The organism is Streptomyces graminilatus (genome assembly GCF_001418565.1).
GTDB classification, from domain to species: domain Bacteria; phylum Actinomycetota; class Actinomycetes; order Streptomycetales; family Streptomycetaceae; genus Streptomyces; species Streptomyces graminilatus.
On record NZ_LIQQ01000210.1, the window covers coordinates 1 to 11246 of the forward strand.

Here is an 11246-nt window from a genome sequence, read left to right on the forward strand (position 1 = left end):
GAGGCGAGGTGGTGGACCCGGCTCTCTGGGACCGGGTCCGCCACCTCGCCTCGTAACGTGATACGCCTGACCAGGGCTTACGCCCAGAGCTGGCCCTGGAGTGTCTCGATGGCTTCCTCCGTGGTGGCCGCCGTGTAGACGCCTGTCGAGAGGTATTTCCAGCCACCGTCGGCGACGACGAAGACGATGTCCGCGCTCTCGCCCGCCTTGACGGCCTTGTTGCCGACGCCGATCGCCGCGTGCAGGGCGGCGCCGGTGGAGACGCCCGCGAAGATGCCCTCCTGCTGGAGGAGCTCCCGGGTGCGGGTGACCGCGTCCGCCGAGCCGACGGAGAAGCGGGTGGTGAGCACGGAGGCGTCGTACAGCTCGGGTACGAAGCCCTCGTCGAGGTTGCGCAGGCCGTAGACCAGGTCGTCGTAGCGCGGCTCGGCGGCGACGATCTTCACGTCGGGCTTGTTCTCGCGGAGGTAGCGGCCGACGCCCATGAGGGTCCCGGTGGTGCCGAGGCCTGCCACGAAGTGGGTGATGGAGGGGAGGTCGGTGAGGATCTCCGGGCCGGTGGTGGCGTAGTGGGCGCCCGCGTTGTCGGGGTTGCCGTACTGGTAGAGCATGACCCAGTCCGGGTGCTCGGCGGCCAGTTCCTTGGCGACGCGTACGGCGGTGTTGGAGCCGCCTGCCGCCGGGCTCGGGATGATCTCGGCGCCCCACATGGCGAGCAGCTCGCGGCGTTCCTGCGAGGTGTTCTCGGGCATCACGCAGACCATGCGGTAGCCCTTGAGCTTGGCGGCCATGGCGAGCGAGATGCCGGTGTTGCCCGAGGTGGGTTCGAGGATCGTGCAGCCGGGGGTGAGCCGGCCGTCCTTCTCGGCCTGCTCGACCATGTGCAGGGCGGGGCGGTCCTTGACCGAGCCGGTGGGGTTGCGATCCTCCAGCTTGGCCCAGATCCGTACGTCGGCGGACGGCGACAGACGCGGCAGGCGCACCAGGGGGGTGTTGCCTACCGCGGCCAGCGGCGAGTCGTAGCGCATGGGTGCCAGGGGCCTGTCAGGCCATGCCGCCGGCGACGGCCGGCAGGATCGTCACGGTGTCGCCGTCGGCGAGCTTGGTGTTGATGCCGTCGAGGAAGCGGACGTCCTCGTCGTTGAGGTAGACGTTGACGAAGCGGCGCAGCTTGCCGTCGTCCACGATGCGGGCCTGGACGCCCGCGTGCCGGGTCTCGAGGTCGGCGAAGAGTTCGGCGAGGGTCTCCCCGGCACCGGGGACGGCCTTCTCGCCTCCGGTGTAGGTGCGGAGGATGGTCGGGATGCGGACCTCGATGGCCATGGCTCGGGGCTCCTGTCGGGGTGGTGGGTCGTTGGGCGCGCGGCGGCGCGAAAAGCATTCTTCAGCAGGTCATGCGGATCATGCGGGTTGTGCGGATCACGTGGGTCACGCATGTGGGCGCCGCGGCTCACGGCCGTACGGCGGCAGGGGCCGGCGTCAACAGATGGCGCTGGCCAGCCTGCACAGGTCGACGTGCAGCCGCGCCACGAGCAGCGGCGTGCCCGGCGTCTTCTCGCTCACGTCGTAGGAAACCATGGGCTCATCGTATAGATTCCCGGTCCGGATTCCGGAGACCTGTCCCGCAGTCTGGACATTTTCGGGCCACCAGATGAGAACAGTCGGAGAACGGACGGCGAGCGGACGGGATCAGTACGCCTCCACGACGTTGACCTCCTCCTCCGTGACCTCGCCCTCGACGATCCGGAACGAGCGGAACTGGAACTCGCCGAGGCCGTCGGTGTCGGCCGTGGACACGAGGACGTAGTGGGCGCCGGGCTCGTTGGCGTAGGAGATGTCGGTGCGGGAGGGGTGGGCCTCGGTCGCGGTGTGGGAGTGGTAGATGATCACCGGCTCCTCGTCGCGGTCGTCCATCTCGCGGTAGAGCTTCAGCAGGTCGCCGGAGTCGAACTCGTAGAACGTGGGCGACATGGCCGCGTTCAGCATCGGGATGAAGCGCTCGGGGCGGTCGGTGCCCGCCGGTCCGGCGACGACGCCGCATGCCTCGTCGGGGTGGTCCTTGCGCGCGTGGGCGACGATCTGGTCGACGAGGGCCTGGGTGATGGTCAGCATGTTCGTCAGGATAAGCAGCCCGGACAGACGAATGGGCCCTCCCGTACCGAGGGGTGGTACGGGAGGGCCCACATGCTGGAACGGGAGTTTCAGTCGCGCGCCACGACCTGCGGGTTGCGGGACTTGAGTACCGCCCAGCCGATGCCGAGGGCGGCGGCCCAGCCGGCCATGACGTAGAGGCAGACGCGCGCGTCGGCGTCGTACGCGATGAGGCCCGTGACGAAGACGAGGAAGGCGATGGCGATCCAGCTGCACACCGAGCCGCCCGGCGCCGGGAAGGACGAGGCGGGCAGACGGCCCGCGACGACGCCCCGGCGGTAGATGACGTGGCTGATGAGGATCATCAGCCACGTCCAGATGCCGGCGGCGGTGGCGATCGACATGACGTAGCCGAAGGCCTTCTCCGGGACGACGTAGTTGAGGACGACGCCGATGCCCATGAAGGCGACGGAGATGGCGACGCCGAAGGCCGGCGTCTTGCTCGGCGACAGCTTGCTGAAGATCCGGGGGGCCTCGCCGTTGTCCGCGAGGGTGCGCAGCATGCGGCCCGTCGAGTACATGCCCGAGTTGCAGGAGGAGAGGGCGGCCGTCAGCACCACGAAGTTGACGATTCCCGCGCCCGCCGGGATGCCGATCTTCGCGAACGCCTCGACGAACGGGCTGACGCCCGGGGCGAACTCGGTCCACTTCACGACGCAGAGGATGACGCTGAGGGCACCGACGTAGAAGAGGGCGATGCGCCACGGGAGGGTGTTGATCGCCTTGGGGAGGGTCTTCTCGGGGTTCTCGGACTCGCCGGCGGTGACGCCGACCAGTTCGACGGCGAGGTAGGCGAACATCACGCCCTGGAGGGTCATCAGGGACGAGCCGATGCCCTTGGGGAAGAAGCCGTCGAAGGCCCACAGGTTGGAGACGGCGGCGGTGTCACCGGCGGAGCTGAAGCCGAAAGTGAGGACGCCGAGGCCGATCACGATCATGCCTATCAGGGCGGTGACCTTGACCATCGAGAACCAGAACTCCAGTTCGCCGAAGACCTTCACGGAGATCAGGTTCACGCCGAACAGGAGCACCAGGAAGACCAGTGCCGTCACCCACCGGGGGACGCCGGGGGCCCAGTAGTTGACGTAGATGGCTGCGGCCGTCAGCTCGGCCATGCCGGTGACCACCCACATCAGCCAGTACGTCCAGCCGGTGAAGTAGCCGAAGAACGGGCCGAGGAATTCCCGCGAGTACTCGGCGAACGAGCCCGAGACCGGGCGGTAGAGGAGCAGTTCGCCAAGGGCCCGCATGATGAAGAAGACGATGACGCCGGCCAGGGCGTACATGAAGATGAGGCTGGGGCCGGCCTTGGCGATGTTCGCCCCGGCACCCAGGAAGAGGCCGACGCCGATGGCGCCGCCGATGGCGATCATCTGGACCTGGCGGCTGCCGAGCCCGCGCTCGTATCCCTCTTCGGACTCCACGGACGTATTTCCCGGGTCGCCGTCGACCTGAGCGGAGGTCATGTGGTGTGCCTTTCTCAACGTCCCCCCGGACTGATGGATCGAGAAGATCTACCACGGCCGCATCAGGGGGCATCGGGGAGATTTGTGGCGCACACCACAGGAAGAAGCGGTCAAACGGCACACGAAAGGGACACAGCCGACGGCAGCGGTGACGGGATCGTTATCCCGAATTGAGGGCCCTCTGAGGAAAGGCGAAACCATCACGCACGAGGACGAATCCTCCGGACTTCACGGCATGAGCATGGAGTCCGGACTTCACGGCACGAGCGTGGATCCGGACTTCACAGCATGAGCGTGGAGTCCGGACCTCACGGCATGAGCGTGGACACGAGGGTCTCCTGGAGCCCGCCCAGCCAGAGGTACGCCATCACCATCGGCTTGCGCGGGTCCTCGTCCGGCAGCCGGTAGAGGAGGTCGGTGTCCTCCTCGTCGACGACGTCCAGCCGGGAGCCGATCGCAAGGCGCAGGTCGTTGAGGGTGCCCAGCCACTGCTGGGACTGCTCGTGCGCCAGCTTGAGCACCGCGCCCCCGTCACCGGCCGGCGTCAGCGCGTCCAGTGAGCGGATCACCGCGAGGGCGCCCTCCCGCTTGCCGGTGCGCAGGTCGTTCTCGGTGAACCGGCGGAACTCGGCGGAGTACTCCCGCTGTTCCTGGGCCTCGCCGGGCGACGACGGTACGTCGACGGGGTCGCTGTAGGCGTCCGGGAACAGGCGTTTGAGCACCGGGTCGGAGGGCGGTTCGCTGGGGCCCTCGGCGAACAGCTCGGCGAGCGGGTCGGCGGAGGCGTCCTCGGCGGGGCCGGGGCCGATCAGCTCCAGGAGCTGTACGGCCAGCGACCGGATGATCGAGATCTCGACGTCGTCGAGCGCGACGGCCGCGCCGCCGCCGGGGAGCGGTTCGAATTGTCCTGGCATGAAGTGGTTCGCTACTTCCGGTCCTGCTGGAGGGTGGCCCACAGACCGTAGCCGTGCATCGCCTGCACGTCGCGTTCCATCTCCTCGCGGCTGCCGCTGGAGACGACCGCCCGGCCCTTGTGGTGGACGTCCATCATGAGCTTGGTCGCCTTGTCCTTCGGGTAGCCGAAGTACGTCTGGAAGACGTAGGTCACATAGCTCATGAGGTTGACCGGGTCGTTGTGGACGATGGTGACCCACGGGACGTCGGGCTCGGGTACGGCGAAGGTCTCCTCCACCGACTCGGTGCGTTCGATCTCTACGGGAGCGGGTGACGTCACACCGCCCATGCTGCCACCACAAGGGGGTCACGGGCCAAACGGGGCCTGCCGGGAGCGCACCGGGGGGTGGAAATCGTCAAAGTGACGAGATGGGGGTAGCATCCATCGTATGAACACAGCGGATCTTGGGCTGCCGGTGGATGTTCCCTCGACGGCGCTCTTCACGGATCACTACGAGCTGACCATGCTCCAGGCCGCCCTGAAGGCGGGCACGGCCGACCGGCGGTCGGTCTTCGAGGTCTTCACCCGGCGGCTGCCGGAGGGCCGGCGCTACGGCGTCGTCGCGGGCACCGGACGGGTGCTCGACGCGGTGGAGAACTTCCGCTTCGACCCGGCCGTCCTCGACTTCCTGGGCGAGCGCCGGATCGCCGACGAGCCGACCCTGGAGTGGCTGGCCGCGTACCGCTTCGGCGGGGACATCTGGGGCTATCCCGAGGGCGAGGTGTACTTCCCGGGCTCGCCGGTCCTGCGGGTCGAGGGCTCCTTCGCGGAGTGCGTGCTGCTGGAGACGGTGGTCCTGTCCATCCTCAACCACGACTCGGCGATCGCCGCGGCGGCCTCCCGGATGGCCTCGGCCGCCGGTGACCGCCCGCTGATCGAGATGGGCGCCCGCCGCACCCACGAGCTGGCCGCGGTGGCCGCCTCCCGTGCCGCGTACGTCGGCGGCTTCACGAGCACGTCCGACCTGGCCGCCGGTTTCCGCTACGGCATTCCGACCGTGGGGACGAGCGCGCACGCGTTCACCCTGCTCCACGACCGCGAGCGGGACGCCTTCCAGGCCCAGGTGGACTCGCTCGGCCGGAGCACGACGCTGCTGGTGGACACGTACGACGTCGCCGAGGCGGTACGGGTGGCGGTGGAGGTCGCCGGTCCTGAGCTGGGCGCGGTGCGCATCGACTCCGGGGACCTGCTCCTGGTCGCGCACCGGGTACGGCAGCAACTGGACGAGCTGGGGGCACAGGCCACGCGGATCACCGTCACCTCGGACCTCGACGAGTACGCGATCGCCTCGCTGGCGGCGGCGCCCGTGGACGCGTACGGGGTCGGCACCCAACTGGTGACGGGTTCCGGCCACCCCACCTGCTCCATGGTCTACAAGCTCGTCGCCCGCGCGGAGTCGGCGGACCCGGGCGCTCCCCTCCTCCCGGTGGCGAAGAAGTCGACCGGCGGCAAGACGTCGATCGGCGGCCGGAAGTGGGCGGCCCGGCGGCTCGACCGGGACGGGATCGCGGAGGCCGAGGTGATCGGTACGGGACCGGTGCCCGTGGAGCTGGCCGACCGGCAACTGCTGGTCGAGCTGGTCAAGGGCGGCCGGGTGGTCTCCCGCGAGCCGCTGGACGTCGTCCGGGACCGGCACGCCGCCGCGCGCGCCAACCTGCCGCTGTCGGCGACCCAGCTCTCGCGCGGGGAGGCCGTCATCCCGACGGAGTACCTGCCCGGACCGGCCTGACACTCCTCGTGGGCAGGGGCGGCCGGCGTCCGAGTACGCCGGTTGCCCCGAATGCCCCCTCCCGAAGCGGGGCCGGAGTCCCTAGGCTCGGAAGTTCACATGTTCACACACGGGCCCGCGCACCGGCCAGGCCCGCGCCCCGACAGTTGCCCGCACCCCTGACAGCCGAAGGAAGACCGCCCATGCGCCGCGCCCTGATCGTCGTAGACGTGCAGAACGACTTCTGCGAGGGAGGCAGTCTCGCGGTGGCCGGGGGTGCCGATGTCGCCGCCGCGATCACCGAGCTGATCGGGCAGGCCCCCGCCGGTTACCGCCATGTCGTGGCGACCCGCGACCACCACATCGCCCCCGGCGGCCACTTCTCCGACAACCCCGACTTCACGGACTCCTGGCCCGCGCACTGCGTGGCCGGCACGGAGGGCGTCGGCTTCCACCCGAACTTCGCCCCGGCGGTCGCCTCCGGCGCGGTCGACGCCGTGTTCGACAAGGGGGCGTACGCGGCCGCCTACAGCGGTTTCGAGGGCGCCGACGAGAACGGGGTCGCGCTGGGGGACTGGCTGCGGGCCCGCGAGATCGACGAGGTGGATGTGGTCGGCATCGCGACCGACCACTGCGTCCGGGCCACCGCGCTGGACGCGGCCCGGGAGGGTTTCCGGACGCAGGTGCTGCTCGACCTCACGGCCGGGGTGGCGGCGGGCACGACGGAACGAGCGCTGGAGGAACTACGCGCGGCGGGGGCGAGAAAACCAAAGGGCACCGGATTCAGTCGCCCTGGACCAGCCACTTCCCGTCGCGCATCAGATCCCGGTCGGTCATCTCGGGGACTGTGCCCCAGGCCTGGATCACCTCAGGGGTGACCTGGAACCAGGCGTACGAGGGGCCGCTCCCCCGCGGATCCCAGTCCACATTCGCCGCGAAGCCCTCGCCCACCGAGGCCGGCAGCTCCTCGTGGGCCAGCCGACGGGCGGTGCCGTGCATCAGGACCACGTCCCGGGTGTGCCCGAAGCAGAGCCGCACCCGCCCCGAGGCCCGCAGATTGCGGCCGGTCGGGTTGGTGTCACGGGTGGCCAGCCACACCGACTCGCCGTCCCACCAGTAGCTCAGCGGCACGAGGGTCGGCTCGCCGTCGGAGTCGGCCGTGGCGACCCAGACGTCGATGTCCCGCCCGAGGCGTTCCAGCGCTTCCCGCCTGCGCTGCTCGATGCCGCGGGGTCCTTCGGAGGGTGGCGTGTCGGAATGTGCGTCGGCTGCCGTCATGCGGTGAGGCTACGACGCACTCCGGCCGCCCACATCCGACGGCAGCCCTAGGTCACGGGACGGAGGACCACCCACGACACGCACCCGTCACACCCGCGCCGCAGGCCTCCGCAGGAGTGACCGGATCGGGCGCCACAGCTCCGTGCGCTCCGGGGCCGAGGGGACGCGGTGGTCCGGGGCCTTGCGCCATATCAGGCCGTCGGGGTGGTGGAGGACCGCCGTGATCTCGTCCGGAGTGGGTGGGGCCGCGTTGCCCCGGAGGTAGACCGCCCGCAGACCCAGGTTGCGCAGGCGGGTCAGTGCCCTGGCGCGGTTCTGGGCCAGCACGAGGACGCGTACGTCGTCCAGGCCGGGGCCGGTGCGCGCCGGGGCCGGAGCGGACGGGCACGGCAGGTTCAGCGCCACCACCACACTGCCGCTGGGCAGCTTGCAGAAACCTCCTGCGGCCATGCGGTCGCACCCCCCGTAGGACTCGGTGTCAATAAGAAAAGCTTCAAGGGCACCTAAACACGATCGGCCGCGACCCGCTAGGGGGTCACGGCCGATCAATGCTCTGACCTGGGGTTATTTAGATTACTTTACCGCCGGGCCGACCTGGATCGAGATCGAGGAGCCATCGCGGGGCTGCTTGACGATCTTGATCCGGGTGTTGGTGTCAGTGATCTTCACGCCCGCCAGCGGGGTCGCCGCGTTGTAGTACTTGGCGGTGTGGTCGTTGAAGACCGGCACACCCTTCAGGGACGGGATCTTCGTGAGCACGTCCGCCTTGTGGAGGCTGAGCCCGTCCGTCGGGTACAGGCTGAACGGCGAGTCGTAGGACTGGATGCGGCTGCGCATCAGCGTGCCGTCCGCCCACTTCAGCGGGAGCGAGTGCGAGTCCACCGGCAGGATCTTGCCGACACCCGGGTGCGCGGTGACGTTGTTGTCCTGCTGGGAGGTGTCCCACTTCCAGATCAACAGACCGGTCTGGTACGGGAAGTGCTCGACCCAGGACGGACGGGTGTTCGCGAAGCCGAAGTTGTACGGGCCGACCTTGAGGGTCTTGTCGTACGACACGTACTGACGGTTCTCGGCGATGTAGTACTGCGCGTAGTTGTCCGTGATGGACGCGCCGATGCGCTTGAAGCCCTTGGTCTTCCACGCCGCGTCCGCGCTCTCCGCGTTGTCCGAGAAGAGGGCGGCGCCGTCGGCGGTCACGGTGATCTCGTCGGCCGCGAAGCCCTTCAGGGAGACACCGCCGTCGGAGGTGTAGCGGAAGCGCAGGTCGAACTTCTTGCCCGCGTAGGCGTCCAGCGGGTACGACAGCTTCTTGTACGCGTCCACCGAGCCGGTGAGCGCCGGGTTGCCGCTGCCGTCGCGCGGGATGGCGACGCCGTCGACGGTGCCGTCCAGCGGCGTGAAGGTGGCGCCGCCGTCGGTGGAGACCTCGGCGTAGACGTAGTCGAACTTGGCCTCTACGTCGTACCAGCCGTCCAGGGTGAGGGTGGCCGAGGACTTGCCGGTGAGGTCGACCGTACGGGTCAGCGTGTTGTTGAGGTCGTTGGCGCTGCCGCTCCACCACTGGGTCGCGCCCTGTGCCGGGGCGACGATGGTGGTGGTGACGTTCTTCTTCGGCAGCGTGACGACGACCGCCTGCGGCCTCTTGGTGTTGTACTCGGCGACGCCGAGCGTGTGGCTCGACTTCTTCCCGGCCTTCGCCTTGTCGTACTTGAGCCAGCCCAGCTGGAGCTTGTCCCAGGCGGTCATGTCACCGGGCAGGTCGCCGATCGCGTCGCGGCCACGGCCGAGCCAGGAGCCGGACGACATCAGGGTCCAGTAACCGGTCGAGTTCTCACCGGTGTTGGTGGTGTCGTAGTGGTCCGGCAGACCGAGGTCGTGCGCGTACTCGTGGGCGAAGACGCCGAGTCCGCCGTTCTCCGGCTGGATGGTGTAGTCGCCGACCCAGATGCCGGTGTCACCGACCTGCGCGCCGCCGAGCAGGTTGCCGGCGGGGCCGGTCGTGCCCTTGTCGGTGCCGAACGCGTAGGAGCGGTGCGCCCAGATGGCGTCCTCGCCCTGCGCGCCGCCACCGGCGGACTCGTCCTCACCGGCGTGCACGATCTGGAAGTGGTCGATGTAACCGTCGGGCTCGTTGAAGTTGCCGTCGCCGTCGTAGTCGTAGCGGTCCCACTGGTCGTACCCGGCGAGCTGCTTCTTGATCTGCGCGTCGGTGGCGCCGGCCGCCTTCTGCGCCTTGACCCAGGCGGTGACCCCGTCCTGCACCGCGAACCAGGCACAGTTGTCGGGGTCGCACTTGTTGGAGCCGTAACGGGCCTCGTTGTAGGGGACCTTGACCCAGTCGGAGACCGTGCCGGCGACCGAGTAGCGGCCCGAGGACTGCTTCTCGTAGTACTTCTTCATCGACTCGACACCGTTGCCGGTGCCGAAGTAGAGCTCCTTGAAGTGCTTGGTGTTGTAGTCCGCCTGCCAGGCCGTGCTGTTGTCCTTGGCACGGTCCGGCTTGGCTATCGTGTTGTGGAGCGGGCCGGGCGTGCCGCCGTAGCGGCTGTCGACCTGGTCGCCGAACTCGACGAGGATCGTGAAGATCTTGTCGGTCCGCTCGCGGCGGAGTTCGACGTACTTGCCCTTGTCCTTGCCGCCCTTGCCGGCCTTGAGCTGCACGACCTGCGAACCGTTGCGGTTCTTGGCCGTGGCCTCGCCGGAGAGCACCTGGTTGAGGGCTTCCTCGCGCTGGGCCTCCTGCGTCTTGCTGAGCGGGCCGGCGAAGTCGTCGTCGGCGTGCTGCCGTTCCGACGGGTCGATCCGGTTCGCGGCCGGTACGGCCGAAGTGCCCTTGCCCGGGCCCGAGTCGGCCTCGGCGATGGCAAAGGTGGAGAACGTGGCGGCGGCAGTGGCGAGTGCCACGCCGATGGCCGCCGTTCTGAACGTCCAGGGTCTGCTGGTCACTTGAGGGTCCTCCCCCGCGTCCGTCCGCGCGGATGGGGGGTTCCTGGTTCGGAAGCTGTCCGCGGGCGGTTATACGCGTGTAGTCAAGTGACGTAATTTGACTAGAGGTTTGAAAGAAAAGACAGACCTTGACTTGGACAGGTCAAATACGTTACCGGCGCGTACGGGCGTCCGGTCGGCGGACGCCATGACTCCGTGCGCCCCCTGTGCCCCGGAGCCGTGTGTTAGGTCACGCTTACTGCGCGTTCCAGTCGGGCATTGACGCGATTAGAGTCGGTTGGCGGAACGCCGGGAGCCCGGTGGAAAGCCAGGTCGGCCCGCACCTCACCCCCGTTAACCCCCCGAATCCAACGAGGACTCGATTGCCATGCCTCGTCCGACCGCGCCTCGTCCGACCGTCGCACAGCTCGTCTACGGTTCGTGCACCGTGATTCTCTCGACGCTCGCCATGCTGCTGCTGTCTCAGACGGATTCGGGTCCGGGGGTGGCGCTGATCGCCCTCGTGGCACTCGTCCTGGGGCTGCTCGTCGCCCTGACCGTGCCCCGGCCCAAGCCCGCCGCCCCGGTGGCCTCCCCGATCGTCGCCTCGTCGGCCGACACCCCGGCCCCGCGCGAACGCGTCCCGGCCCAGGCCGCCTCTGCACAGGCCGCCTCGGCACAGCAGGACTGAACCCCTGGGACTAGCCCCTCAGCCCCTGGGACTACCCCCCTTCCGCTCCGCCAACGGCGGTTGGGCGGGACC

General features: G+C 69.0%; 12 protein-coding genes and 1 pseudogene. 3 read left to right on the forward strand and 10 right to left on the reverse strand.

Features of this window, described 5'->3' with window-relative positions; all coding sequences use genetic code 11:
• Nucleotides 1–77 precede the first annotated feature (77 nt).
• The 7 genes from AOK08_RS18605 to clpS form a co-directional block, all read right to left on the reverse strand.
• Nucleotides 78–1028 (reverse strand): PLP-dependent cysteine synthase family protein, encoded by a 951-nt coding sequence (locus AOK08_RS18605; protein ID WP_055527084.1) that lies wholly within the window; start codon nt 1026–1028, stop codon nt 78–80.
• Between the two features lie 16 nt (nt 1029–1044).
• Nucleotides 1045–1323: a MoaD/ThiS family protein gene (locus tag AOK08_RS18610; protein WP_055527087.1), complete on the reverse strand. Its 279-nt coding sequence runs from the start codon at nt 1321–1323 to the stop codon at nt 1045–1047.
• A gap of 156 nt (nt 1324–1479) precedes the next feature.
• Complete coding sequence (locus tag AOK08_RS48720; RefSeq protein ID WP_107090850.1) at nt 1480–1578, reverse strand: putative leader peptide; 99 nt, start codon at nt 1576–1578, stop codon at nt 1480–1482.
• A gap of 111 nt (nt 1579–1689) precedes the next feature.
• The gene (locus tag AOK08_RS18615) at nt 1690–2112 is read right to left on the reverse strand and encodes a M67 family metallopeptidase (RefSeq protein ID WP_055527089.1); all 423 of its coding nucleotides are present in this window, start codon (nt 2110–2112) and stop codon (nt 1690–1692) included.
• A gap of 89 nt (nt 2113–2201) precedes the next feature.
• Complete coding sequence (locus AOK08_RS18620; protein ID WP_055527091.1) at nt 2202–3617, reverse strand: amino acid permease; 1416 nt, start codon at nt 3615–3617, stop codon at nt 2202–2204.
• A gap of 308 nt (nt 3618–3925) precedes the next feature.
• Entirely contained in the window at nt 3926–4531 is a 606-nt protein-coding gene (locus AOK08_RS18625; RefSeq protein ID WP_055527093.1) for a DUF2017 domain-containing protein, read from the reverse strand.
• Nucleotides 4532–4542: 11 nt separating this feature from the next.
• Complete coding sequence (clpS, locus tag AOK08_RS18630) at nt 4543–4860, reverse strand: ATP-dependent Clp protease adapter ClpS (protein ID WP_055527096.1); 318 nt, start codon at nt 4858–4860, stop codon at nt 4543–4545.
• A 100-nt stretch (nt 4861–4960) separates the two neighbouring features.
• On the opposite strand from clpS, the gene AOK08_RS18635 reads away from it, so the two are divergent.
• Nucleotides 4961–6301 (forward strand): nicotinate phosphoribosyltransferase, encoded by a 1341-nt coding sequence (locus tag AOK08_RS18635; RefSeq protein ID WP_055527098.1) that lies wholly within the window; start codon nt 4961–4963, stop codon nt 6299–6301.
• Between the two features lie 182 nt (nt 6302–6483).
• Nucleotides 6484–7038, forward strand: a pseudogene (locus tag AOK08_RS18640) (isochorismatase family protein); the annotation flags it as partial.
• Between the two features lie 25 nt (nt 7039–7063).
• Here AOK08_RS18640 and AOK08_RS18645 read toward each other — a convergent pair.
• The 3 genes from AOK08_RS18645 to AOK08_RS18655 all read right to left on the reverse strand — a co-directional run bounded on the left by AOK08_RS18645 (nt 7064) and on the right by AOK08_RS18655 (nt 10504).
• Nucleotides 7064–7558 (reverse strand): pyridoxamine 5'-phosphate oxidase family protein, encoded by a 495-nt coding sequence (locus AOK08_RS18645; protein ID WP_055527105.1) that lies wholly within the window; start codon nt 7556–7558, stop codon nt 7064–7066.
• Between the two features lie 87 nt (nt 7559–7645).
• Nucleotides 7646–8008: a hypothetical protein gene (locus AOK08_RS18650; RefSeq protein WP_055527108.1), complete on the reverse strand. Its 363-nt coding sequence runs from the start codon at nt 8006–8008 to the stop codon at nt 7646–7648.
• 123 nt (nt 8009–8131) lie between these two features.
• On the reverse strand, nt 8132–10504 hold the full coding sequence (locus AOK08_RS18655) for an immune inhibitor A domain-containing protein (RefSeq protein ID WP_055527112.1): 2373 nt from the start codon (nt 10502–10504) through the stop codon (nt 8132–8134).
• Between the two features lie 367 nt (nt 10505–10871).
• Between AOK08_RS18655 and AOK08_RS18660 the strand changes: the two genes are divergently transcribed.
• Nucleotides 10872–11174 (forward strand): hypothetical protein, encoded by a 303-nt coding sequence (locus AOK08_RS18660; protein ID WP_055527114.1) that lies wholly within the window; start codon nt 10872–10874, stop codon nt 11172–11174.
• Nucleotides 11175–11246: the final 72 nt, after the last annotated feature.